Source organism: Vicinamibacteria bacterium, from assembly GCA_035570235.1.
Classification (GTDB): Bacteria; Acidobacteriota; Vicinamibacteria; order Fen-336; family Fen-336; genus DATMML01.
On sequence record DATMML010000068.1, the window covers coordinates 1 to 23839 of the forward strand.

25 protein-coding genes and 1 tRNA gene are annotated in these 23839 nt (G+C 66.6%); 14 read left to right on the plus strand and 12 right to left on the minus strand.

The genetic code is table 11. From position 1 onward, the window contains the following. A partial coding sequence (locus tag VN461_12170) for an ABC transporter permease subunit (GenBank protein ID HXB55536.1) occupies positions 1-605 on the plus strand: 605 nt, incomplete at its 5' end. A gap of 128 nt (positions 606-733) precedes the next feature. Here VN461_12170 and VN461_12175 read toward each other — a convergent pair. From VN461_12175 to VN461_12185, 3 genes are all read right to left on the minus strand, one after another. Continuing rightward, positions 734-1099 (minus strand): carboxymuconolactone decarboxylase family protein, encoded by a 366-nt coding sequence (locus tag VN461_12175; protein HXB55537.1) that lies wholly within the window; start codon positions 1097-1099, stop codon positions 734-736. A 13-nt stretch (positions 1100-1112) separates the two neighbouring features. Beyond that, positions 1113-2069, minus strand: coding sequence for an alpha/beta fold hydrolase (locus VN461_12180; protein HXB55538.1), 957 nt, complete (start codon positions 2067-2069; stop codon positions 1113-1115). A 238-nt stretch (positions 2070-2307) separates the two neighbouring features. Continuing rightward, positions 2308-3714: a hypothetical protein gene (locus tag VN461_12185; GenBank protein ID HXB55539.1), complete on the minus strand. Its 1407-nt coding sequence runs from the start codon at positions 3712-3714 to the stop codon at positions 2308-2310. A 58-nt stretch (positions 3715-3772) separates the two neighbouring features. On the opposite strand from VN461_12185, the gene VN461_12190 reads away from it, so the two are divergent. From VN461_12190 to VN461_12210, 5 genes are all read left to right on the plus strand, one after another. Further along, a complete protein-coding gene (locus VN461_12190) occupies positions 3773-4588 on the plus strand; it encodes a sulfite exporter TauE/SafE family protein (protein ID HXB55540.1) in 816 nt (271 codons plus the stop codon). Then, a complete protein-coding gene (locus VN461_12195) occupies positions 4585-4896 on the plus strand; it encodes a DUF1634 domain-containing protein (GenBank protein ID HXB55541.1) in 312 nt (103 codons plus the stop codon). The genes VN461_12190 and VN461_12195 overlap by 4 nt, the downstream gene beginning before the upstream one ends. After that, positions 4893-5534: an HAD family hydrolase gene (locus tag VN461_12200; protein HXB55542.1), complete on the plus strand. Its 642-nt coding sequence runs from the start codon at positions 4893-4895 to the stop codon at positions 5532-5534. Before VN461_12195 ends, VN461_12200 begins: the two co-directional genes overlap by 4 nt. A 61-nt stretch (positions 5535-5595) precedes the next feature. Then, positions 5596-6729, plus strand: a complete 1134-nt coding sequence (locus VN461_12205) for a DegT/DnrJ/EryC1/StrS family aminotransferase (GenBank protein HXB55543.1) — start codon at positions 5596-5598, stop codon at positions 6727-6729. Between the two features lie 10 nt (positions 6730-6739). Then, entirely contained in the window at positions 6740-7537 is a 798-nt protein-coding gene (locus VN461_12210) for a hypothetical protein (protein HXB55544.1), read from the plus strand. Here the strand turns inward: VN461_12210 and VN461_12215 are convergent. From VN461_12215 to VN461_12245, 7 genes are all read right to left on the minus strand, one after another. Then, a complete protein-coding gene (locus VN461_12215) occupies positions 7441-7980 on the minus strand; it encodes a hypothetical protein (GenBank protein ID HXB55545.1) in 540 nt (179 codons plus the stop codon). The two genes, VN461_12210 and VN461_12215, sit on opposite strands and share 97 nt — an antisense overlap. Beyond that, the gene (locus tag VN461_12220) at positions 7977-8312 is read right to left on the minus strand and encodes a hypothetical protein (GenBank protein HXB55546.1); all 336 of its coding nucleotides are present in this window, start codon (positions 8310-8312) and stop codon (positions 7977-7979) included. Before VN461_12220 ends, VN461_12215 begins: the two co-directional genes overlap by 4 nt. Before the next feature lie 60 nt (positions 8313-8372). Further along, positions 8373-8732, minus strand: coding sequence for a PilZ domain-containing protein (locus VN461_12225; GenBank protein ID HXB55547.1), 360 nt, complete (start codon positions 8730-8732; stop codon positions 8373-8375). 29 nt (positions 8733-8761) lie between these two features. Then, complete coding sequence (locus VN461_12230; GenBank protein ID HXB55548.1) at positions 8762-9463, minus strand: lysophospholipid acyltransferase family protein; 702 nt, start codon at positions 9461-9463, stop codon at positions 8762-8764. A gap of 40 nt (positions 9464-9503) precedes the next feature. Further along, entirely contained in the window at positions 9504-9827 is a 324-nt protein-coding gene (locus tag VN461_12235; protein ID HXB55549.1) for an HU family DNA-binding protein, read from the minus strand. 157 nt (positions 9828-9984) lie between these two features. Beyond that, complete coding sequence (locus VN461_12240) at positions 9985-10530, minus strand: CarD family transcriptional regulator (protein ID HXB55550.1); 546 nt, start codon at positions 10528-10530, stop codon at positions 9985-9987. A 223-nt stretch (positions 10531-10753) separates the two neighbouring features. Further along, positions 10754-11869, minus strand: coding sequence for an aminotransferase class V-fold PLP-dependent enzyme (locus tag VN461_12245; protein ID HXB55551.1), 1116 nt, complete (start codon positions 11867-11869; stop codon positions 10754-10756). 256 nt (positions 11870-12125) lie between these two features. Here VN461_12245 and VN461_12250 point away from each other — a divergent pair, with 256 nt between their 5' ends. From VN461_12250 to mscL, 6 genes are all read left to right on the plus strand, one after another. Continuing rightward, positions 12126-13211, plus strand: a complete 1086-nt coding sequence (locus VN461_12250) for a tetratricopeptide repeat protein (GenBank protein ID HXB55552.1) — start codon at positions 12126-12128, stop codon at positions 13209-13211. Positions 13212-13459: 248 nt separating this feature from the next. Continuing rightward, positions 13460-13548 (plus strand) — tRNA-Leu (locus tag VN461_12255). Between the two features lie 88 nt (positions 13549-13636). Beyond that, positions 13637-13879: an AbrB/MazE/SpoVT family DNA-binding domain-containing protein gene (locus tag VN461_12260; protein ID HXB55553.1), complete on the plus strand. Its 243-nt coding sequence runs from the start codon at positions 13637-13639 to the stop codon at positions 13877-13879. Further along, the gene (mazF, locus tag VN461_12265; GenBank protein HXB55554.1) at positions 13880-14230 is read left to right on the plus strand and encodes an endoribonuclease MazF; all 351 of its coding nucleotides are present in this window, start codon (positions 13880-13882) and stop codon (positions 14228-14230) included. Positions 14231-14611: 381 nt separating this feature from the next. After that, positions 14612-16909, plus strand: coding sequence for an FG-GAP-like repeat-containing protein (locus VN461_12270; protein HXB55555.1), 2298 nt, complete (start codon positions 14612-14614; stop codon positions 16907-16909). Between the two features lie 454 nt (positions 16910-17363). Next, the gene (gene mscL, locus VN461_12275; protein ID HXB55556.1) at positions 17364-17729 is read left to right on the plus strand and encodes a large conductance mechanosensitive channel protein MscL; all 366 of its coding nucleotides are present in this window, start codon (positions 17364-17366) and stop codon (positions 17727-17729) included. Between the two features lie 16 nt (positions 17730-17745). On the opposite strand, the gene VN461_12280 is transcribed toward mscL, so the two are convergent. After that, on the minus strand, positions 17746-19218 hold the full coding sequence (locus VN461_12280; protein ID HXB55557.1) for a fused MFS/spermidine synthase: 1473 nt from the start codon (positions 19216-19218) through the stop codon (positions 17746-17748). 584 nt (positions 19219-19802) lie between these two features. Between VN461_12280 and VN461_12285 the strand changes: the two genes are divergently transcribed. Continuing rightward, complete coding sequence (locus VN461_12285; protein ID HXB55558.1) at positions 19803-21467, plus strand: ATP-binding protein; 1665 nt, start codon at positions 19803-19805, stop codon at positions 21465-21467. Between the two features lie 242 nt (positions 21468-21709). Here the strand turns inward: VN461_12285 and VN461_12290 are convergent, their stop codons facing one another. Beyond that, positions 21710-23203: a biopolymer transporter TolR gene (locus tag VN461_12290; protein ID HXB55559.1), complete on the minus strand. Its 1494-nt coding sequence runs from the start codon at positions 23201-23203 to the stop codon at positions 21710-21712. Positions 23204-23422: 219 nt separating this feature from the next. Between VN461_12290 and VN461_12295 the strand changes: the two genes are divergently transcribed. Continuing rightward, positions 23423-23788 carry a response regulator gene (locus VN461_12295; protein HXB55560.1) on the plus strand — a complete coding sequence of 122 codons (366 nt, stop codon included), beginning with the start codon at positions 23423-23425 and terminating at the stop codon, positions 23786-23788. Positions 23789-23839: the final 51 nt, after the last annotated feature.

Sequence of the window (23839 nt, forward strand, 5' to 3'; positions counted from 1 at the left end):
GGGTTCTGATCGCGCTCGTGCTGGGCCTGGCCTGGACCGTCCCCGTGGGCGTGCGCATCGGCCTCTCCCCCCGCCTCGCCCGGCTTGCCCAACCCCTAGCCCAAGTGGCGGCATCCATCCCCGCCACCGCGCTTTTTCCGATCGTGGTGGTGGCTTTGGCTCGCTTAGGGGGTGGGCTGGACCTGGCCGCAGTGCTGCTGATGCTGCTGGGAACCCAGTGGTACATCCTCTTCAACGTGATCGCGGGGGCCATGACCATCCCCGAGGACATGAAGGAGACAGTGCGGGTCTTCCGCTTCCGCCGCATCGACCGCTGGCGCTACCTCTTCCTGCCCGCCATCTTCCCCCACCTGGTGACGGGCCTGGTGACCGCGGGGGGCGGGGCCTGGAATGCGAGCATCATCGCCGAGTACTTTCATTTCGGAGGCCAGACCCTCTCCACCCTCGGCCTCGGCTCCACCATCAGCCACGCCACGGACGCCGGCAACTTCGCCCTGCTGCTGGGAGCGACGGTGGCCATGGCCGCCACCGTGGTCACCTTCAACCGGCTGGTCTGGCGGCGTTTTTACCGGCTGGCCGAGGAGCGATTCACCCTCGAGGGCTGACCGTGGCGGCGAGGGCGGCCTTCACGACCCCCTCGCCCTTCCCCGACCCTCGAGAAGCCGGGCGAGGCCAGGGGCGAAGGCGCGGCCGGCGCGGGGGAGGAGAAGAAGGGTCCCCGGGGGATTGCCGGTCAGTAGAGCTTCAGATCCAGGTTGTCGGCGGCGATGTCGGTGAGGTCGACGATGGCGGCGGCGTTCACGCCGATCGCGATGGCAATGCTCTCGGAGATCTCGTCGCGGGTGGCGCCAAACTTTAGGGCCTTCTTGATGTGGCCCTCGAGGCAGCCCTGACATTTGGCGGCCAGGCTGGCCGAGATGGCGATCAGCTCCTTGGTCTTCCGGTCGAGGACCGAGGGCTTGTAGGTCTCCTTGTAGAACTGGAAGTAGATGTCCCGAAAGCGAGGATCCACCATGGTGTAGGAGGTGGACTGGGGCCTGGGGCTCCCGTTGTCCTCCTCTGGGAACGGCACGTGGTGCGCCTTCTTTTCCTCGTTCAAGGGAGGCTCCTGTTCATCGAATGGTGGCCAGCTGGCCAGCCACGGGGTGGTTGAGAGCGCTGGCCAGGAGGGTCGCCACCGCGCTCTCGTAGGCGGCCGTCCCGTCCCGGTAGGCGCCGCCGTGGCTCTTGCCCGGAACCACCAGGACGGACGCCTGGTCTCCAGCCGCCGCCTGGAGAGCAAAGGCAATCTCCTTGGGCATGCGGCGGTCCTCGGAGTTGGCCACGAACAGCACCGGGCGTCCGGAAAGGTGGCTGGCCGCGGCCCGGATGTCGACCGCTCGCGGACTGAAATCGCCGAGGCGCCCCATCCAGAAGAGGATCTCGTCGGCCACGGGCCAGGTGGGCACGATGCGCAGCCACCAGCGGAACCCGCGGAACAGCTGGAGGTGATGGTTCACGGTGTCGGCGAGGTCGCGGAAGCTGCTGTCCGAGACGACGCCCGCCACCGTGGGGTCCTCCGCCGCGGCCAAGACGCAGGCCGCCGCACCCAAGGAGACGCCCCAGAGCACCACCGGTCCCGGGGCTCGGCCGCGGGTCAGGGCAATGGCAGCCCGGATGTCCTCTTTCTCCCGCTGGCCAAAGGTGGTGGCCGATCCGCCGCTCTCTCCATGGTGGCGGAGATCGAAAAGCAGGGCATTCCAGCCCAGCCTGTGAACGAAGGGTACCTTCCGGACCATCTCGATGCGTGAACGGTTCAGGCCGTGCACCAGGACCACCGTGCCCTGGGACTGGGCCGCCGGCACCCACCACCCGCGGAGGGCCACGCCGTCGGGGGCGGTGAAGGCCACCTCCTCGAAGGCCAGGCTAAAGGATGCCGGTGTGAGCCCGGCGTTATCCTTGTCCTGAAAGTGGAACTGGCGGGTGGTGGCCAGCCCCCCGAGAAAATAGGGCACCCAGCCGAAGACGAAGAGAAGAACGCCCGCCCCGAGCAGGAGGGCCAGCCAGCGGGCCCAGCGCCGCCACTTCAAGAGCGTGCCTCGGGGGGGCTCACCGGTCGATCATAACAAACCCGCATGGGGCGCGTGGGTGACGAGGTCGGAGAAGGCGTGACGACCGACATAACGGCCGCGCTCTGGGGGCTTCTCTGGGGGCACTTGATCGGCCCCCGCGCGCCGTCACCCCGTCGCGCCGCCACGCCTCTCCGATCTCTTAGGGGAACTTACGCAAGCCTTAACCCCATGTTCCTCTGTGGCTTGTCAAACGATGTCACGGCTCGGTGATTTCGCCCTCCAGCACCCTGAGGGGGCCGGACTGGAACACGGGCCGGGCCCCGGGATCGAAGAGGCCGCTCGAGTAGGTATAGGCACAGGGCCCCCGGGATCGAGCCTCCGGATCGTCCCGGTAAGGAAGAGGCAGCCAGGGCTCCCGGACGGCGCGCCCGGCCAGGGCCGGGATCCAGAGGCCGGAGGGAGCACGGTTGCAGACGAGGTCCAGGGGACGGGTGTTTTCCCGGATCCAGGCTATCGCTGCCAGGTCCTCTCCGGTGACCAGGCGGGGCTGGACCAGCGCGTCCCGGCGCGCGCTCTCGCAGGCCGCCCCCGCGAGCAGGAGGAGGGTCAGGCGGGCGGCGAGCGCCCCCCCCCGCGTCAGGCGGTCGATCACGAGGGCCAGGGCCGTTCCGAAGGCGAGTGCCAGCACCGGCAGCGCCAGGTCGGCGGCCGCCACCCGGTGGAGCCACCGGGCCCTCCCCAGGGTTGCCAGCGGCAGCCGGAGCAGGAAGGGCGCGGCGGCCAGGAGAGCCGCGAGGGCAGCGAGGCAAAGGCGACCCCGGTGCCCCTGTCGGTCCCCACGCCACGGCCGAAGGGCCAGCCCGAGGGCGAGGGCACCCGCTCCCATCAAGGGAGCGTGGCAGACGAAAGCCGCGCCTAGGAAGAGCCCGGCGGCCACGGCCGGAGAGCGATCGGAGCCGCGTACAAGGTGGGCGGAAGCAGCGAGCACGAGGGCCAGGGCGAGCACCGCCGTGCCTTCACCGAGGCCGAGAAGAGCGGTGGGCAGACGCGCGAGGCCGACGGCAAGAACCGCGGCCCATGCCGCGGAGGGCACGAGCAGGAAGCGCCTCAGGAGCGCGAAAGCCGCGACGTGCAGTAGGCCCTGCGCGGCCAGGGACACCAGGAAAACCGCCCGGTCCGGGGCCAAACCGGACAGGAGAGCCACGTCCGCAGCGAGGGCGTGCAGTCCCGGTGGATAGACACCGAAGGTGTGGAGGGGGAGAAGCGGCTCGTAGGTGACGGGCGGGCCGTCGCGCCAGACCATGAGGAGCGCGGTGAGGGCGTGGAAGCTCATGTCCGGTCCCGGCGCCACCGGCCACAAGAAGAAAGGGGTGATGCGGGCGAGGGCGGCTGCCACCACCACCATCGCGGGACCCTCGGGCGGGCGAAGTTCGAGCGGCTTCAGCAGGCGCAGCGACACCGTCACCAGGAAGGCCAAGAGGGCGGCGCGCAGGAAGCCCTCGCGCCCCGCTCCCGGCAGCCACCACCACGACACGATCCAGAAGGAGACGGACAGGAATGGAACCGCTGTCCAGGGAGCGCGCACGACGAGCAGGCCCGGCAGGAGCAAAAGGGCAGAGAGAGCCAGCAGCCCGGGAGCGTCGACCAGGACCTCGGGAGGCACGCCTGCGGATTGTATGCCCCGATTCCTGCTCCCCCTCCCTTCGGGTTACGATTCCGGCGTGACCGAACCCTCATCCTGGCTTCTTGCCCTGGCGGGTGCGGGCACCGGCATCGTGGGCTCGCTCCTGGGCATAGGCGGAGGGGCCTTCCTCGTCCCGCTCTTGACCCTCTACTTCGGCATTCCCATCCGGACCGCCATCGCGGCCAGCCTCATCTCCGTCATCGCCACTGCCTCTGCCTCCGCCACCGTGAACCTGGACCGGGGCCTGGTCAATCTGCGGCTCGGCCTTGTCCTGGAGGTCGCCACTAGCGTAGGCGGCCTGGCCGGAGGTGTGCTCGCGAGCCAGCTGTCCCAGCCCCAGCTCTTCATGGCCTTCGCCCTGACCCTCGCCGTCATCGGCCTCCTCGTTGCCGTGCGCTCCAAACGCCGGAACGTGATCGCAGACCTCGCGGTGGACCCGGGCCGGCTGGGGGGCCGCCTCCTAGAAGGGGGGAAGGAGTATGTCTATCGGGTGCGGAGGCTGCCCGTGGCCTTCGGCGCCTCCTTGCTCGCCGGGGCCCTCTCCGGACTCCTGGGGGTGGGGGGCGGGATCATCAAGGTCCCGGTTCTGAACACCTTCTGCGGCATCCCGATCCGCGTGGCCGGTGCCACCAGCGCGCTCATGATCGGCGTGACCGCGGCCGCCTCGGCCTTCATCTACTATGCCCGGGGCGACGTGGTCCTGCCCCTCGCCGCCTCCGTGGCCCTGGGGGCACTTCCCGCGAGCCTGCTCGGGGCCCGTCTTTCCGACCGGGTTCAGATCCGCTATCTGAAGATCTTGATGGCCCTGCTCCTGCTAGGGGTGTCGCTGCGCATGGCGGGGGAGGTTTTGTGACCGGTGGCCCCTTGCTCCTGAACCGGGTCATCGAAGCGGTCCTCACCGCGGGGGTGCTCGTGAGTGGGGCTCTGATGCTGGCCGGCCTCGCCCTCGAGCGAACCCCCCTCCTGCAGTGGGGGATCGTGGTCCTCATGCTGACCCCCGTGGCCCGCGTCGTGGTCGTGACCCTCGGCCTCGCCCTCGAGCGGGACTGGGCGTTCGCGCTCATCTCGCTCTGGATCCTCGGGGTCCTCGCCTCCAGCATGTACGTGGCTGCCCACGTCGCGCGCCCGCGCTCACCAGCGGTAGCCCCCCGCCACGCATGAAGCCGGCGCCCGTCCGGGCCGTCCTATTCGACTGGGACGGCACCCTGCTGGACTCGGCCGAGTCCAGCTACCGCTGCTACCGAGACCTCTTCGCTTTCCTGGGCATCGACTTCGACCGGGAGCGCTTCCAGCAGACCTACTCCCCCGACTGGTACCGCACGTACCGGTCGGTGGGCATTCCCGAGTCGCGCTGGGCCGAGGCCGACGCCATCTGGTTGGAGCGCTACGCCCGGGAGGAGAGCCGGCTCCTCCCGGGAGCGCGGGAGGCCCTTTTGGCCCTGCGGGAGCGGAGGGTCGGCCAGGGGCTGGTTACCAGCGGGAACCGGCCGCGCGTGAGCCGGGAGTTGGCGGCGTTGGACCTCGAGGACTTCTTCGGAGCCGTGGTCTGCGCCGACGAGGCGGGCGCGCGCAAGCCGGATCCGGCGCCCCTGCTCCTCGCGCTGGCCCGGCTCCGCGTCCACCCGGAGGAGGCCGCCTACGTGGGCGACAGCCCCGAGGACATCCAGATGGCCCGCGCCGCGAGCGTGTTCGCGGTGGGAGTCCCGGGCGGTTTCCCCAACCGAGGGGCTTTGGCCGTGGCCAGCCCCGATCTCCTGACCTCGAGCTTGGGAGAGGCGGTGGAGGCCCTTCTTTCCTGAGCGTTCACGTTTGGCGCCCGCGTGCGCCAGGCGATAGCATGTGCGCCGGGAGGTGCGGAAGGTGCCCCAGACGCGGCTCGTGCCCATGGTGGACTTGAAGGCCCAACTGGACCGCATCCGGCCCGAGATGGAGGCCGCCATCGGGAGGGTGCTCGCCACCACCTGTTTCGTGGGGGGGGAGGAGTGCGACCTCTTCGAGCAAGAGTTCGCGGCCTACTGCGGGACCACCCACGCTTGTGGTGTGGCTAACGGCACCGACGCCCTGACCCTCGCCCTGCGGGCCTACGGCGTGGGGCCGGGAGATGAGGTCGTGACGCCGGCCAGTACGTTCATCGGCACCGGGGAGGCCATCCTCTTGAACGGGGCGCGGCCGGTCTTCGTGGACGTGGACCCCCAGACCTTCACCATGGACGCCTCCCAGGTGGAGAGAGCCCTGAGCGCCCGGACCAAGGTCATCCTGCCCGTTCACCTCTACGGGCACCCCGCGGATATGGCGGCCCTCAACGGGATCGCCCGCGGTCGCGGTTTGCCCGTGCTGGAGGACGCGGCCCAGGCCCACGGGGCGGAAGTGGAGGGCCAGCGGGTGGGCAGCCTCGGCCACGCGGCCTGCTTCAGCTTCTATCCGGGCAAGAACCTGGGGGCTTTGGGCGATGCGGGAATGGTCACCTCCCGCGACGGCGGCTTCATCGCCCGCGTGCGCCAGCTGGCCAACCACGGCGGGGGCGCGGACAAGTATGACAACGTGGTGCTCGGCACCAACAGCCGGCTGGATGCCCTTCAGGCCGCGGTCCTGCGCGTCAAGCTCCGCCACCTGGACCGCTGGAACCAGGAACGGCGTGAGCGGGTGCAGGCCTACACCGAAGCCCTGGCCGGCCTGCCCTCCGTTCTCCTGCCCCGCGAGCGGGCGGGGGCCCGCTCCGCCTGGCACCTTTTCACGATCCGAACCAGCGCGCGCGACGCGCTGAAGGCGCACCTTCTCTCCCAAGGCATCGCCGCCGCCGTGCATTACCCTCGGCCCATCCACCTCCAGCCGGCCATGGCCACGGCGGGAGGCCGGCCGGGCGACCACCCGATCTCGGAGGCGCTCTCCCGGGAGGTTCTCTCCCTCCCCCTCTACCCCGAGCTGCCGGAGCCCGAAGCGCGGCGCATCGCGGACGAGGTGAGGAGCTTCTGCACAGCCGCGGTCCGAAGCTAAGGAGCGTCCCTTGCGCCCAAATACTGCCCCCCTGATCCGGACGCTGGCGCTTCTCGGCCTCGGCCTCCTGCCTCGACCCCTAAGGGCGGAGGACGCGGAGCTGCTCTCCGGAGCCTCGCTTCATCTGGAGGCGGCGCGTTACGCGCCGGCGGACGTCCAGTTCGGCTGGACGGGCTGGATCGGCGCGGGGGCGGACCTGGTGCGCTTCGGACGGGCGGCGGTCTACTTCACCGCCGACTTAGAGACGATCCTCGGCAGCGAGAGGCGGGCCTTCGACGCCAACCAGGTCAGCTACCACCTCGAGCCGGGGGTGCGGGCAAGAGTCGGCGACCATGAGCTCACCCTCTGCCTGCACCACGTCTCCCGCCACCTCATCGACCGGCTCAAGACGCAACCCGTGGATTGGAACATGCTGCTGGTGCGGGCGGCGGGGCCGCTCCCGGCCCGTTCTCCCGTCCCCGGGCGCTACGTCTTCAGCGTTGGGCACACGACCGCGGTGTCGCTCGTTGGCTACCAATGGGAGGTGGTGGCGGGGGTGCAGGCGGATGTTCTCCGTCGCGGGGGGGGCGGGGTGTACACCGCGGTCCTGGCCCGCTTCGTCACGACCGACGACTCACCCCGGTTCCCGCGGGGCAGCTTCGTCGACTTCACGGCCGAGGGCGGGGGACGCTGGACGCGCGGGGGGCGCCGACTCGAGTTGTTCGCGGCCTTTCAGCACCGCAACGACGTGTTCCTGCTCGTCCCCGGCTCCTGGGACCGGGCCGCCTTCGGCTTCCGGATTGGGCTCGGGGGCGGAGAGGCCCGCTGAGCGGGCTGGTCAGGGGCGGAAAAGCCGAAGTACTTCTCGGCCCGGGCCATGAGCTCTCCCTCCGTCTCCGTTCCCCGCTGGATCTGGGGCTCGTGGCCGTCGCGGAAAAAGACGGTCCCCACGAAATCCTGGGTCTTCCGGAAATTGATCTTCCGATGCCGCGAGAAGAGGGAGCCGTGCTCGAGGAGGACGGGGCGCGACTCCACCACCTTGACCTCGTTGGCCTCGAGCCGGGGGCGTGCCCTGGCCAGCACTTTGCGGAAGGCCCCCGCCGGCCCCTCCCCCGGGTCAGCGGGAGTGGGCAGGATGAAAACGACCACGGAGCCGCTCAAATGGAGGTCCCCCGCGCCTTGTTCTCCTCCCCGGGCCCCCCGAGCGAGGACCCCCACCCCCACGAGCGCGAGGGCGAGGCTTATTGATGCCGGCCATTGCCTGGAGATCACCGCGGCCGGCCTGAGCGAATCCGATCGGCGATCACTCGGAGCTGGCTCTCCGCCGCTTTGCGCACCTCGAGGTAGCGGGTCTCACCCACGAGGCGCTCGAGGTAATCCACGTCCGCGGCCCGGGTCATGACCCGCACCAGGATCTGGCCGATGTGCCGGTCCTCGGCGTGGGTCTTGAGCAACTCGGGATCGCGAATCTTCTTGGCCGCCTCTTGGCGAATGAAGAAGTGACGGTCGCTCCTCACTACCTCCAGGAGCACGTCATCGCGATCGTGCAGCCCGTCCCCCAGGGACTCGATCTCGTACAGCAGGTCTTCATCGCTCAGGCCCAACCAACCCGCAGGCGGCCGCGTCGCCAAACCTGCGGGACGGCGTCTGTCGGGACCCCCCATTTAAGCTATCTGCGCCGCAAGGCGACGGAAGTCGTCAACCACAACCTCCAGCCCACGCCGGGCCTCCGCGGAGATCCGCTGGAAGGTGAGGCCAAAGGAGTGCGTCCCCCGGGTCCCGGTCCGCGCCCATTTGACCACCGCCGGCAGCCGAGAGTGGGACACCTTGCGACCGATCCTCACCTCCAGGACCACGCGCGTGCCGGCCGGCGGGGGGTCCACCTCGCAGGCCACTCGCCCTCCCCGCGGGCTCAGGTCGGTCAGATAGGCGACGAAACGCCGCCGCCCGCGGACCACCCGACAGGGCGCCACATAAGGTTGAATGCGGGGCGTCCTCCGCTTTTCGGTGATGCGCGCGCCCATGCTCCCTCCGAACCCTCGCCGGTTCCTGCCTAGACGGAAAGCGCGGCCGCGATCCGATCGCGGACGACAGCCATGAGGCGGTCGCGCTCCTCGTAACTGTACGACGCTGCGTCCTCCGGGTCCAGGACCCGCACCCGCACCGTCCCCGGGCAGATGCGGAAGCTGCCCGGGGGCATCAAACGGTGGGCCCCGAGGATGGCCACGGGCACGATCCGACTCCCCGCGTCGATGGCGACCACGAAACCCCCCTTCTTGAATTCCCCCAGCTCCCCCGTCCGGCTTCGCGTCCCTTCCGGGAAAATGATGAAGTTGCTTCCGGCCTTGAGCGACTCCACCGCCCGGGCGATGGCCCGTTTGGACTGGATCGGGTCCTTCCGGTTGACGTCGATGAAACCGGCGAACTTCAGGCAGTAGTGGACAAAGGGGAAACGATAGAGCTCTCTCTTGACGACCGCCTTGAACTCCACGTGCAAGAGCCCGAAAAGGAGGGCCGCGTCCAGGTGGCTGGCGTGGTTCGGCATCAGGATGGTGTTGCGGGGCGCTCGTAGGTGCTCCGTTCCTTCTATGACGACTCGGATCCCGGCCAGCCGGCAGGAGACCCGCACCGCAAACCGCGCCAGGCCATAAAGGAGGCGGGGCGAGCCCGCGAACCGGGCCAGGGGGTAGCCCAGGAGGCTGGCCAGGATCGCGTAGGGGCCTAGGAGGATGAGGACAAAGACGGTCCGGATCAAGGCGTTTCTGGAGGGCGCGGCCGGACCCGGGCGACGGGGATCAGGATCCGGTCGTGGGGTTCGGGGTCGCGGCCTCTTCGGGAGGCGCCGCCCCGTTCAAGAGGAGCTTCAACTCCTTCCCCATCTTGAAGTAGGGGATCTTCTTGGGCGGGACGTCCACCTTCTCCCCGGTCTTGGGGTTACGCCCTTTGCGGGGCGCGCGATTCCGGAAGCGGAAGCTTCCGAACCCCCGTATCTCGACCTCTTGCCCGCCCTGAAGAGCGGAAACCACGCTCTTGAGGGCGGCCTCGACGATGATGCCGGATTGGACCTGGGTGATGTCGAGGCGCTTCGCCACGATGTTGATCAGGTCGGCCTTGGTCATCGCACTTCTCGCCGGCTCAGTCATTCGCAAGGACCCCCGCCTGCTCCCGGAGGAGATGCGAGTAGGCAGTCAATTGAGACGGCGGATTCTAGCCGGGAAATCCGCCGAAGTCAAGGAACCATTGGGAGATCCGGCTCCGACCGAGCCGGGCCCCCACTTAGGCGTCCGAGGTGCGGCGGGGGCCTACCGGCTTCTGAGCCGGCTTGGTCCGCGGGCTGAAGGTCTTGCTGAGAGCGCGGTCCACCCGCTCCTCTACAGAGGCGGTCGGTTTCTCTTCCACCTCGGCTATCTCACTAACCAGCAAGAACTTAGCTCGATCGAGCATGCGCTTCTCGCGGAACGACAGGCTCTTCTTTCGGGAGAGATACGTGAGCCCCTTGAGGACGATCGCCACCTCGTAGAGGCTTCCCGTGCGCATCTTGTCCGAGTTCTCCTTGAATCTCCCCTTCCAGTTCGGGTGCTGGTCTATGGTTCCGTCGCCGAGGAGGTTGAAGATCTTGCGCACGTCGGTGGCGGTAATCACGTGGCGCAGACCCACCCCGTCCGCGTTCTGCTGTGGCACCCAGACACGGGAATCGTTCGAGAGGATCCGTAGCTGGTAGAGGCTGATCTTCCCCGTGGGTGTGGGTCGGGTTTGGATGCTTTCGACGACACCGACACCGTGGTTCGGGTAGATGACCTTCTCACCGACCTGGAAAACCACACTGACCTCTCTTTCTCAGGGTTCGGGTGGGTTGCCTGCGGGCACTCGATAGGCCGAGTACGTAGTGTACCAAAGCCGCGGGCAGCGGGCAAATCCCAACCGGAGCCCGGCGGGCTGAGGGCGAGACGGAGAACCCGCCAGCCAGAAGCCGAGGGTGAGCCTAACGGGCTGGCCCGAGGACGACGCGGGAGGCGATGGATGGTGACATGGCGGCCTCCTTTCCCTACAGCGTCCGGCGGTACTCTACCAAGCCCTGAACGCAGGAATCCACGTCCTGCTCGGTGTTGAAGAAATGAGTAGCGATCCGGATTCCCTCCGGTCGCTCCGTCACCGAAATCCCGAGCTCCTTCAAGAACGATCTAGCCCGTCCCGGTTCCGGCACCAGGCAGAGGGTCTGACCCGACCGGTGGTCACCCCCGGGCGACAGTACCTCGAAGCCTTGCTTGCCCAGCCGGAATGTGAGGTACATGTTGAGGGCGAGAACGCGATCGGCGATGGCGCCGGTGCCGATGCCCTGGATGTAGTCGACGGCCGCGCCCAGGGCGAAAATCTGCGCAAACGCAGGGCACCCCATTTCCGTTCGGCGGTTCCCGGGCAGGAGTCGGATCTGGCGGTTGTCGAAAGCGAACGGGTCCTCCACGCTCAACCATCCGATGGCTCGGGGGGGACGCGCGCCCAGGATCTTGCCGCTCACATAGACGAACCCCGTCCCGTACCCGGCGCACAGCCACTTGTGGCCGGTCGTGGCCAGGGCGTCGATGCCACTCCGCCGCACGTCCACCGGGAACGCTCCCACCGACTGGCTGCCGCACACCACAAAGTGTCGGTCCCCCTTCAGGGCCCCGAAAGCGCCTAGATCCTGCCGGCAGCCGTTAGAGAACTGCACGTGGCTGATCGCGATGGTGGACGCGCGGGGAGCCTGTTCGAGCGCGAAGGATTCCAACCGGAGCACACCCTCCACCGCAGGCATGAAATGCACCTTCGTCCCGCGGTGTATCCAGGGCAGAGTCACGGTTGGGAACTCAAGCTCGTCGGAGAGGACGGGGCCGTCCTCGCCCAAAAGGTCCACGATCAAGTTGATCCCGGTCGAGGTGTTGGGCACGAAGGCTATCTCCTCAGCCTCCGCCCCCACGAGGCGCGCGACCTTCGCGCGCACCGTCTCCCTCATGTCGAGCCACTGGTCCCAATCCCCGTCACCGCCGCTCTCCAGCGAGCGGTAGAAGGCGTCGACCGCCTCGCGCACCTGCCGTGGTGGGGGACCGGCAGCGGCCGCGTTCAGGTACACGTGGCTCTGGAGACCTGGAAAGTCCTGCCGGACTTCGTCCCAGGGAGAGGCCATAGGGGACGAGAATACCGCAAAAGACACGGGGTGACTCGGCCTCTCGACCGCGGGAGCGGCGGGGCAGCGCTCGGAGTCGCAGGGCGATGACTCCCCCGTTCAAGCGATCCGGTCCCACTGATAAAGAACTGGTCACCTCGGAAACGTGACCGCCGCCGGCACCCCTCGCTTCCAAGGAGCCTTCCTCGTGCCCGGCTCTTGCCTGGACAGCCAGGGGTTTCCGCAGACGGGAAGTTGGGTGTAAGCTACTGCTATGATGGAAGTTGGTGCCGTGGTCGCTACCAGTGAGCAAAGGCCGAGTCGGGCCCGTGGGGAGTCCTGGGTCGGAAGTCGTTTGTCACAAAAGCATCGTGCCATCTCGGCTGAGCTAAGGAACGCTCGAGGCGCAGCCAAAGGCGCGGAGACGGCGCTCAGAGCACCATCCTGGGCCTTCGCCTGCGCTCTCATCACCTTCTTGGGTCTAACACCCGGCTGCAGTCAGAAGCAGCCGGAGCCAGCCAAGCGCGATTCCGGTCTCTTCACGCTCGGGACCCAGCCCGCTGCCCTTCCTTCTGGGACGGCGGAGTTGCCGACCGGTCCAGGGGCCAAGGACTTCGAGGAAGGACGTCGGCTCCTCGCCGAGGGCCGGGCTTCCGAGGCTCTTCCCCTCTTGGTTAGGGCAGCCAGTGATGCACCCTCCAACGCCATGTATCAAAGCGTGTGCGGTCAGGCCCTCTGGGCCACCGGCGCCCGCGACGAGGCTCTCGTTCGTTATACCCGCGCCGCGCAGCTCGCCCCTGACACTTTCCGACTACAACTGGCAAAGGCCCTCGATGCTTCCGGAAAGTCTGCGGAGGCGATAACGGAATACCAGGGCGTCTTGGCCAAGGATCCGTCAAACGCACGTGTGTCCGAGGACCTGGGCCATCTCCTTTTCCGCACCGGACAGTACTCAAGCGCGGCTCCGCTCTTGCGCCGAGCCGTAGACACTCGGGGGGACGACCCCGTCCTGCAACAGGAACTCGCGTACGCCCTCGAACAGTCGGGCCAACCAGCTCAGGCAGTAGACGTTTATCGCAACGTTCTGCGGCTTGCCCCGGAGGCGGACGTGACTCGGGGTCGGCTGGCGGAGGTCCTCTTCCAGCAGGGCAAGAAGGATGAAGCTATCGCCCTCACCCAGGAAGGCCTACGACGCACCCCGGACGTGCCCATCCTTCACCGTAACCTGGGGAGTCTGCTTGAGCGCTCCGGTCGAACCGCGGAGGCGATCCAGGAGTACAGGGCCTACGCGCGCCTTGCCCCCAACGCTCCCGACGTCAAGGAATTGCTCGACCACGCAGATCGCCTGGGAAGCGGTTCATAGACAAGAGGGTCGGAGGGCAAGTGGAGTTGCATCGAGTCTCGCCCTCTGGCTACCCTACCCCCCCCCGGGGAGGCGGAAAGATCCACCAACACCTAGCCCCACCGGTCTCGTATCCTTCGCCTGTCCTCAAGTTGGTGGACAGAGAGCCCACGACAACACACGATTCCTTCCACTGGGCCGCTGACCGAGGTGGGCCAGGCTCGGGGCGTTCGTCGCTGACCCGTCAAGATGTGGGATGATTGGGCCGCGCCGGAGTGGCGAAACTGGCAGACGCGCGGGACTCAAAATCCCGAGAGCTTCCAAGCTCGTGTGGGTTCGATTCCCACCTCCGGCACCAGCCCACCAACGACTTCACGCGGCGTAGCGAAGGGGGTTGAACGAGCGTCTTCCAATGCGTATACTCATTGTATAGCCGTGGAGGAGGCATGCAGACCAAGATCCAGAAATGGGGGAACAGCCTGGGCGTACGTATCCCGCGGTCCTTTGCGGCGGAGGCCGAGGTTGAAGCGGGCTCGGCCGTTGACATCTCCGTTGAGAAGGGTGGCCTCAGAATCCGGCCCGTGCGTCGGCGGCGCTATGCCCTCAGGGAACTACTCAGGAAGATCACTCCGCGGAACATACACAAGGAGGTCGCGACCGGTGCGGCGGTAGGCCGAGAGGCCTGGTAGGTGGCTGCACAGTATGTCCCAGAGCGGGGAGAGATTGTCTGGCTTGAGTTCAACCCTCAAGCGGGTCATGAACAGGCAGGCAGGCGTCCAGCACTGGTTGTCTCGCCGGGCTCGTACAACCGGAGGGTTGGTCTGGCCCTCTTCTGCCCCGTCACCTCGCAGGTCAAAGGGTACCCGTTTGAGGTTGCGCTTCCCCCTGGACTGGAAGTGCAGGGCGCCATCCTGTCGGACCAGGTGAAGAGCCTTGACTGGCGCGTCAGGAGGGCACGGCAAATATGCAGGGTCCCACGTTCGGTCTTGGATGAGACAATGGGGCGAATCCTCGCGTTAGTCGATCCGGATGCTCGCTAAGAAGCATCTCTGGACTCCTCCGCAAAGAGAAAAAGTTGCCGGCGGCTAACGGGATCGGCAATAAGCGCCCCGCCTGCAGTCTGGTTTCGCCAAGCCGGCGAAATAGAGAGTCCTCCGGTTTCTCAAGTCGCTGCTTCTGAAGAGGTTCGGCTCCCAGAACTGCCCGCTAGGACCGCGTCGCCCCAAACGTCCGTGTGACGGCGCCCACAGCCGCTCCCCCGTCCTGCGGTAAAATTCTTCACGGCGGCGAGTCTTCCCGTTCTTCCAGGTTCGGGCGGAGACGCCGGGCTGCTCGTTGCGGTGGACGTGGACTAACGAACCCTCTCCAGGTGGGGACGAGGACCAACGTACTTTTTCCAGGTGGGGGACATGGAATACGGCATGGCCGGCCGTTCGACCGTACGCGTCGCGCTCGCGTTCACTTTGGTCTGTCTTGCGGCCCTCCCCACCTGGGCGTCGGATTGGTTCCACTTCAACTTCGACGCACGCCACAGCGGGAACAACACACAGGAGACGGCGATCAACGCGGCCAACGTCTCGACCCTCCACGTGCTCTACCACGTCTCGCTGCCCTCGATTGCTGACGGAGCACCGGCGTTCCTTTCCGGGGTGGCGACCCCGTCGGGGACCAAGGACCTCCTCTTCCTCAACACCAAGGACGGCCATATCCTGGCGCTCGACGCGGCGACTGGAGCCACGATGTGGTCCCACCAGCCGGCAACAGGGCCGAACTACACGACCTCCTCCCCCGCCGTCGATCCCGGCCGCCTCTTCGTCTACGCCTACGCCTTGGATGGAAAGGTGCACAAGTACCAGGTGGGGGACGGCACCGAGATCACGACGGGTGGCTGGCCCGAACTCGCCACGCTGAAGCCGGACGTTGAGAAGGGCTCCTCCGCCCTGTCGGTCGTGACGACGGTGGGCGGCACGACCTATCTCTACGTGACGAACGGCGGGTATCCAGGGGATGCCGGCGACTACCAGGGACACGTGACCGCGATCGACCTCGCAACCGGTGCCCAGAAGGTCTTCAACGCGAACTGCAGCAACAATGCCGTGCATTTCGTGGAAGGTGGAACGCCCGATTGCCCGCAAGTGCAGAGTGCGATCTGGGCGCGAGTCGGTGTCGTCTACGACTCCGACAACGACAAGATCTTCATGGCGACGGGCAACGGCACCTTCGACGCGTTCATGACCGGCAAATTCGACTGGGGCGACAGCGTGTTCGCCCTGCACCCCGACGGGACCGGCAACGGCCTCGGCCAGCCCGTGGACAGCTACACGCCGACCAACTACCAGGCCCTGCAGAACGGCGACGCCGACCTCGGCAGCACGGCACCGGCCATTCTCCCGGTGCTGCCCGGCAGCAAGTTTGCTCACCTCGGGGTACAGAGCGGCAAGGACGCATTGATCCGCCTCCTGAACCTCGACAACTTGAGCGGTGCGGGAGCCCCCGGTCATACAGCCGGAGAGGTGCAGACGCAAGCTGTGCCGCAAGGCGGAGAGGTGCTCACGGCACTCGCGGTCTGGACGAACCCCGCGGACAACGGAGTGTGGGTATTCGTTGCAAACGGAAGCGGCATCTCGGGGCTGCAGGCGACCGTGGACGGGTCGGGTAACCCGTCCCTGGCTTCCAAATGGAGCGACTCGACCGCGGGAGCGTCCCCCATCGTGGCGAACAGCATCCTCTACTATGCAAGTGCCGCGGGGGCGCGCGCACTGGACCCCGTGAAAGGCACTCAACTGTGGAGCGCGAGCATCGGAGGCGTCCACTGGGAGAGCCCGATAGTGATCAACGGCCACCTTTTCGTCACCGACGAGGGCTCCCAGCTCTGGGCTTACGGCCCCACCAACAGGGACCGCGCCATCGACTTCGACGGGGACCACAAGACGGATCTTGCGGTCTTCAATCCCTCAAGCGGCTTGTGGTACATCCGCCACTCGTCGGACGGCTCAGTCGCCACCGTGGGCTACGGGGGCACGGGGTACATTCCGGTGCCGGGGGACTATGACGGGGACGGGAAGACCGACATCGCGGTCTACCACCCGCCGTCCGGGCTGTGGTTCATCCGATACTCGTCCACGGGTGTGGACACCGTGACGGGGTTCGGGGGTACAAACTACGTTCCGGTGCGGGGGGACTTCGACGGGGACGGGAAGACGGATTTGGCCGTGTTCCACGACCCGACGGGGATATGGTTCATCAAATACTCGTCGACGGGGACTGTGGTGACGGTGGGATACGGGGCGACGGGCTACATACCGGTTCCGGGGGACTACGAGGGCATTGGCAAGACGGACCTCGCGGTCTACTACCCACCGTCGGGGCTGTGGTTCATCCGGAACTCGTCGACGGGGGCGACGACTACGGTCGGCTTCGGGGGAACGGGCTACACCCCGGTTCGGGGAGACTTCGATGGAGACGGCAAGAACGATGTCGCCGTCTTCAACGATGCGACGGGGCTGTGGTTCATCCGGAACTCGTCGACGGGGACGGTGGTGACGGTGGGATACGGGGCGACGGGCTACATACCGGTTCCGGGAGGCTACGAGGACATTGGCAAGACGGAGCTCGCGGTATACCATCCGCCCACGGGGCTCTGGTTCGTGCGCTCCTCGCTCAACGGAGGGACCACCACGACTGGGTTTGGAGGCCCGGGTTTCAACCCCGTGAACTAGAGCGCGACGCCGCACTCGACCTCATCAAAGAACCAAGGAAGTCCGCACCAAGCTCGATCTCCTCTTCGACCCCGGGCAAGAGCAGGCACTCACGCTCCTCCGGCACCAAATATCAGCAACCTAGTGTCGGGCCGCGCATCTGCCCTTCCTGCCCCAATGCCCGGGCTGTGCTGGTCTTGTGCTGGTTCTCCCAAGGGGGTCACTCCTTGGCGGTCGGAAAGGCAACCGCAGTCGCCTCCGGGGAAGCGGCAGGCGTCGCTTGGAGTCTCACCTCGGCAAAGCCGCCACCTGCTCCGCGCTGGGCCTTGTCTCTGCACACCGGAAGCGCACTCGTCGACGTTCCTAACCACTGAGCCATGGGTAGGCCCGGTGCTGCGCCGAGAGCCCGCGCCTACGCTACTATCCCGTGAACAGTCCTTGATCAGAGGATCGGCGGACACTGAACGGAGGAGAAATGCTGAAGGGATTCCGAGATTTCCTGTTGCGGGGCAACGTTGTGGACTTGGCCGTGGCGGTCATCATTGGCGCCGCTTTCGGCACGGTGGTCGATGGCTTCATCAAGGGGATCGTCGACCCGCTGATCGCGCTCTCTGCTCCAGGCGACACCAAGCTCCTTGAGGCTGTGGCCCTCGGCCCGTTCAAGGTCGGGCTCCTCCTTTCGGCGGCGGTAAACTTTGTCGTGAAAGCCGGCGTCGTTTATTTATTGCTGGTGAGGCCGTTCAGTCACTTGGCGGGGCGCCTTGCCGCCGCGTCGGCCGCTCCCCCGGCGGATGTGCAGCTTCTCGGCGAGATCCGCGACCTGCTGAAGAACCGAAAATAGGTCTGCGAGAACAAGGTCACGGCTGCGTTCGCGAGCCCCGCTGAGCAGAATGCGCATCGGCAAGCATTCGCCGGGTCATCTCTTCGATCGGTGCGCGATCATCGGTGAAAACCATGGTCCCCGAGGGAGGTATTACGTCGCGGATCGCCGTGGCGGCCTCCAGCGCAAGTTGACGAACGGGCTCGCGGCCGAGATCCTGTCGGAACGCAGACTGAATTGAAATCACCGAGCGTTCCTGGGGAAATGCGAAGATGATTCGGTTCATGTCTTGACGGGTGAGAACCAACACAGATGCGAAGACACGCTTGAGCGTGGCAACGGTGGAAAGGACAAGATGCTGATCGATGCTCGCATCGAAGACGTTCATCATGAGCACCCCGCCTTCCGCCAGGTGAGCGCGCACCAATCCGAAGAACTCGATGGTAGCGAGGTAGAACGGGATGTAGGGCCCACCTTGGTAGAGGTCAACCTGAACGAGATCGTAGCGGCTCGGGCAACGGGAGATCCACGGGCGCGCGTCGGCTAGATTGACATGCAGCCAGCCGGGGCTGGAGGGCAGCCCGAAAAAGCGCACGCCTGCCTCGGCGACCTTTGGATCAATCTCCACCGCGTCGACTTCCATATCCGGGGCGGCAGCCCGCATCGCGCTGATCGATCCACCCGCTCCCATGCCCAGGACGAGCGCCCGACGGCCGGAAACGAGCAGCGGGCCAAGGGCATAGTCATCGTAGTAGTACCCCGTCCAACCGACGACTTCGTCCCGGATCGTGTGGACAGAGGCCTCGTCGTTCAGGAAGAGGAACAAGGTCCGACCTCGCCGGACGACCCGAACGAGGTTGTACGGGGACTCACTCGTCCAGACCGTGCCTTCGGAGCTTGGTGCCTCGGGGAGAGCGGGGAGAAGAGGCAAGGCCAGGAGCGCGACCAAAGCCGTCCGCCTCCGCTTGATGAGGCCGACCACGCCTAGGACCATGGAGAGGGCACACAGAATTTTGAGCGTAGCCTGCGTGCCAAGGCGGGGCACGAGCCCGAAGCTCGTGCCGAGGACGCCGCCAATACCCCCGGCCGTGGAGAGCGCGAGAACCGCCCCCACGGAGGATCCTATGTGGCCGGCCCTCGCCAGCAGGCGTATCACCATAGGACTCGTCGCGGCCAGAGCAACCATGGGCAGGGCAAAGATGATCAGCGTTGCTCCTACCGGTCCGGAAAATTCCCCGAACTGCGCGCACCAGGGAAGGAGCGAGCCAACCATCAAGAGGATCAGGAACTGGTAGATCCCGCTCAGCAAGATCATCCCGTAGAGCGAGCCGTCGCCGGGACTCCGATCCGCAACCCAGCCGCCGAGGGCGTAGCCGACGCTAAGGGCGAGCATTACTACGGAAATCAGGCTGCCCCAGACATAGATCGAATATCCGAAATAGGGCGCGTAGAGCCGAAAGGCGACTATTTCCAGGGCCATGGTGATGGCGCCCGTGGTCGACGCCGTCACTAGCCACAGCGCCAGTCTTCCCCCGCTGGTTGGCGAAGACGGTTTGATGGGGGCTTGCTCGGAAGCGTTTGACCCTGGCATCCCGTCCTTCAGAGCGCTCCCAGGAGGGTCTTTGTGCCTCGAGTCAGGCCTCTTTTGGCGATTACCAGGTCAACCCTTTCATGCCTTCATCTCGGGTCTCTCTCGGCGAGGAAGGAGACCCCCGCCCGGGGTCGATGGTCGCACCGGGGCAGGACGGGAACCGAAGCACCCGATCCGTGGAACCCGGAGCGCGGGCGCTCGGCTCTGCATCGACATCCTCCGGAAGGGGCCGGTTCACACGGGGTTGGACAAACGCCAGACGGAACTGGCTGAATGGGATGCTACCACGAGGGGCAGCAGCTCCAGGTTAAGGGGCAGTGCTTTCCACTGGTTCCGAGGGAGGTGGCCCCGGCGGCAGAGCCGCGCGATGGGAGCCGGTTGGGAGGTGGACGCCCGAGCCAGGGAGGCGGGCAGGTCCGGTTGGATTCCCGCCTGATGGACAGAGGCTCCTTTATTAGATAGCCTTGACTCATGCGCCCGTCCCTCCCGGGCTAGGGTGCACAATGGCGCCAGCCTCGCGGACGCGGCGTTCTCGGGTTCGTGTTCCCGCCAAGCCTCGGCCCTCCCGTCACCTCAAGAAGGCCCCCGCAAAGCCGGTCCGTGGGTTCCCGACGCCAGACTTCCGTGCCCTGTTCGAGGCGTCGCCTGGTCTCTACCTAGTGTTGATGCGGGACCTCACGATTGTAGCCGTCAGCGACGCCTACACACGAGCTACGATGACCAAGCGTGAGGAGATCGTCGGCCGCGGGTTGTTCGCGGTCTTCCCCGACAACCCCGATGATCCAAACGCGACCGGCGTCAGCAACCTCCGAGCGTCGCTGGAGAGGGTGCTCCAAAACCGCGCCCCCGACGCCATGGCCGTACAGAAGTACGACATCCGGCGGCCCGACTCCAAAGGTGGAGGCTTCGAGGAGCGGTACTGGAATCCGGTCAACACTCCCGTTCTTGGGCGGAGAGGAGAGGTGACCTACATCATCCACCGGGTCGAGGACGTCACGGAGGTGGTTCGCCTGCAGAACTTAGGGAACGAACAACAGTCGCAGAAGATGGAGGCCCTCGGTCGCCTGGCGAGCGGCGTAGCCCACGATTTCAACAACCTGCTTGGTGTCATTGCTGGTTACGGAGAACTCCTCGGGAAGCAGCTCCACGACCAGCCACGCCTCAGCAAGTACTGCAGCGACATTCTGAAGGCAACCGAGCGCGCAGCAGCCCTCACTCGTCAGCTCCTCGCCTTTAGCCGCAAGCAGATCCTCCAGCCACAGGTTCTCGACCTGAACGCGGTGGTGGCGGACGTGGAGAAAATGCTGCGGCGGGTGATCGGTGAGGACATCCTGCTCGTCACCCTCCCCGCGCAGAATCTGGGGGCGGTCCGGGCCGATCCGGGGCAGATCGAGCAGGTCCTCCTGAACCTGGCCGTGAACGCGCGCGATGCCATGCCGCGGGGAGGGCGCCTGACAATTGAGACCGCCACCGTTGACCTCGACGCACTCTATGCCCGGTCGCGACCCGGGGTTGAGCCCGGTCCTCACGTGATGCTGGCTGTGAGCGACACGGGTCACGGCATGAAACAGGAGATCCTGGACCACATTTTCGAGCCCTTCTTTACGACCAAAGAGGCGGGTAAGGGTACGGGCCTCGGACTGGCCACCGTCCACGGGATCGTCAGGCAGAGTGGTGGCCACATCTGGGCCTACAGCGAGCCCGAGCACGGAGCGACGTTCAAGGTCTATCTCCCGCGGGTCGGCACGGTGGGGGCCGTAGCCGCCCCGGAGAAGCCCGAGCGGGAACTGCCGCGCGGTGCAGAGACGGTACTCCTCGTCGAGGATGAGTCCGTCCTGCGGGAGATGGTCCGCGAGTGTCTGGAAGCGAGCGGCTATACGGTCCTGGAGGCGCGTCAGGCCGCGCACGCCCTAGAGATCGCCCAGGCGCACTCCGGGCCCATCCACCTCCTGATTACCGATGTGGTCATGCCCGGGATGAGCGGACGCAAGCTGGCCCAGAGCCTGGCCGTCTCTCATCCCGAGACCACGGTCCTCTACATGTCGGGCTACACGGACGACGCGGTTGTTCTCCATGGTGTCCTCGCGGAGGACATGGCGTTCCTTCAGAAACCGTTCACGATCCGCGCGCTCGCGCAAAAGGTGCGCGCCATTCTCGACGAGCGCTGAGAGCTCCCCGCCTCCCGTCCCCGGGAGCGGCGTCCAACGCGCGGCAGGGCGGCTGTGCGTCCCTGCCGTCAGTCCTCTCGCCTCGGTCCAGAGAGGAGGCGGGGTGGCAGGGTAGGGAGCCCCTTCAGATCATCGCGAGCGGGAGGCTCGCCGCGGCGCCAGGCGCGGGCGTTGGTCTCTGGCGAGGGAGGTCTGTCAGCCTCGGGTGGCGGCGCGGTCCCCGTATCCCAGGCGCTCGCGGGTCACGGTTTGACCAGGCGATAACTCACGAAGGCCAGCGATTGACTGTCCGGAGACCAGGAGGGGACGTTGATCGTTCCCTGACCGCCAAAGAGGCGGGCGAGAACCCGCGGTTCCCCGCCCGCGAGCGGCATGATCCGCAGGGCCACGTCCTGGTTGGGCGGATGCCCTTGGACACCTTTGCCGTAGGAGAGGAAGGCCACCCACTGCCCGTCTGGAGAGGGGTGGGGGAACCAGTCCTCATACTCCTCATCGAACGTCGCCTGCCTCTGGTCGGAGCCGTCGGCGCCCATCCGCCAGATTCTCATGCGGCCGGTCCGGTCCGAGTTGAAGAAAATTGTCTTCCCGTCCGGCGCATAGTCCGGGCCGTCGTCGAGGCCGGCCGCCGTGGTAAGACGCTTTTCGTCCGTCGATCGTTCGCCGTCGGCGGAGATGGCGTAGACATCGAACTCGCCGCTGCGCCGCGCGCAGTAGGCGAGGGTCTTCCCGTCGGGAGACCAGCCGTGCCAGTAGGACGGGCCGAGAGCCGTGACTTGGCGAGGCTCCCCTCCCCCCGCGGGCACGACGTAGATGAGCGAGTCCGGGCCGGGCGAGTGGCTGATGGCGAGCCAACGCCCGTCAGGAGACAGGCCGTGGTCGTTGTTCAGGCGGTCGGCCACTCCCGTGTCCACGAGACGCGGCTGGCCACCCTCCCGCGGCAGGGTCAGCAGGCGCCCGCCCCGGTTGAAGATAAACGACCGACCATCACGCGACCAGTTGGGGGCCTCGATGTGCTCCCGAGCGGTGTAGACCGCCTCGCGCTCGCCGTTTCCGATGGAAATCACTTCCAGCCGGCTCTCCAGGACACGTGCCGCCTCCGGCGTGGAGCCGAGGGTCTCCAGGCTGACCCGGGAGAAAGAGGCGGTGGCGAGGGCCGCCGCCTCGTGCGCACACGCGGCGAGCCCCGCATAGACGGGGTCGGGAAGAGCGACCGTCACCGAACCCACGGGCTGGAACGCCTTCCCCTCGTGGGCCACGGAGAGGCTGAAGAGGTCTCCCGTCCGTTCGAGACGGATCGTGGCGGGAGCCCTAACCGGAGAACGCACCTCGAGGGTGGGACCGCCCCTTACGAGCCGGTACTGGAGGGAGATGAGCCCGTCCGCATGCACCACGCCGTCCGCATAGGGTGCATCGGACTCGACTCCAGCGCGGACCATCCAGCCCGCCTTGCGGTGTGCGTTTCCCTCCCGCTCCGGAAAGCTCACCTCCGCGGTCAGGATCAGATCCCCCGAGAGTCGCCGCCATGCGAAGTGGAAGGCGTCCTGCGCCCCCCACATGTTCTCCCCGCTCGCCGTGACACGGTACTCCCCCTTGTCGGTATCGAAGAGCAGCGAGCCCGGGCGCCGCGTCTCCCCGACGTCACCGTGCCCCTCGAAGACGCTTCGCTCCGGCCCCGGCGAGGGGATAGCCAGGGATGACCACCCCAGGAGGATCAAGCCAAAAATGTAGCACCTCATGCAGTCTCCACTTTTCAGATGGAGTCTACCTCAGCGCGGTGTTCACTTCCCTCCCAACCCCTGCCCGTGGTCGGCCTCTCCCGGGAATCGCCGGATACACTTTCCGCCGGTGTGCTCGTCGATCACCCGGTCTGGTTACTCCGCACTCCTTTAAACCGCGAAATGCGGGTAAAGAAATCGTATTGAACCGAATCGGCGCGCCAATCATTCTTAGCGCGCATGGTGCGTGTGCTTGTAGCCGACGACAGCGAGCCATTGCGCACTATGTTCCAAGAGACCCTGATCGGCGAGGGCTTTGAAGTCGTGGCGGCCACGGACGGCCAGGAGGCCCTCGATCTCTTCCACGCCGCCGGTCCGTTCGACCTCGTCCTCCTTGACGGCGACATGCCCCGCCTCACGGGCCGCGAAGTCGCCCGGAAGCTGAGAGCGGACGGCTTCGGCCTCCCGGTGGTGATTGTCAGCGGCACCGTCCACATCAGCGAAGCCGAGGCCCGGGCGTTAGGCGTTACCTTCCTCCTCAAGCCTGTGCCACCTAACGATCTCGTGCGCGAACTCCGTCGCCTCTTGGGCCCCCCGCGGCCCTAAGGGGGGAGGAGTGGCACAGCCCCTTGCACGCCCTTGAGCCCCGATTGTTAC

Excerpts from the sequence above, each read along its gene's own strand:
- VN461_12200 (HXB55542.1), top strand. The coding sequence starts at position 4,893 with ATGAAGCCGGCGCCCGTCCGGGCCGTCCTATTCGACTGGGACGGCACC.
- VN461_12225 (HXB55547.1), bottom strand. The coding sequence starts at position 8,732 with ATGGGCGCGCGCATCACCGAAAAGCGGAGGACGCCCCGCATTCAACCT.
- VN461_12235 (HXB55549.1), bottom strand. The coding sequence starts at position 9,827 with ATGACCAAGGCCGACCTGATCAACATCGTGGCGAAGCGCCTCGACATC.
- VN461_12245 (HXB55551.1), bottom strand. The coding sequence starts at position 11,869 with ATGGCCTCTCCCTGGGACGAAGTCCGGCAGGACTTTCCAGGTCTCCAG.
- VN461_12250 (HXB55552.1), top strand. The coding sequence starts at position 12,126 with ATGGAAGTTGGTGCCGTGGTCGCTACCAGTGAGCAAAGGCCGAGTCGG.
- VN461_12260 (HXB55553.1), top strand. The coding sequence starts at position 13,637 with ATGCAGACCAAGATCCAGAAATGGGGGAACAGCCTGGGCGTACGTATC.
- VN461_12270 (HXB55555.1), top strand. The coding sequence starts at position 14,612 with ATGGCCGGCCGTTCGACCGTACGCGTCGCGCTCGCGTTCACTTTGGTC.
- mscL (HXB55556.1), top strand. The coding sequence starts at position 17,364 with ATGCTGAAGGGATTCCGAGATTTCCTGTTGCGGGGCAACGTTGTGGAC.
- VN461_12285 (HXB55558.1), top strand. The coding sequence starts at position 19,803 with ATGGCGCCAGCCTCGCGGACGCGGCGTTCTCGGGTTCGTGTTCCCGCC.
- VN461_12290 (HXB55559.1), bottom strand. The coding sequence starts at position 23,203 with ATGAGGTGCTACATTTTTGGCTTGATCCTCCTGGGGTGGTCATCCCTG.
- VN461_12295 (HXB55560.1), top strand. The coding sequence starts at position 23,423 with ATGGTGCGTGTGCTTGTAGCCGACGACAGCGAGCCATTGCGCACTATG.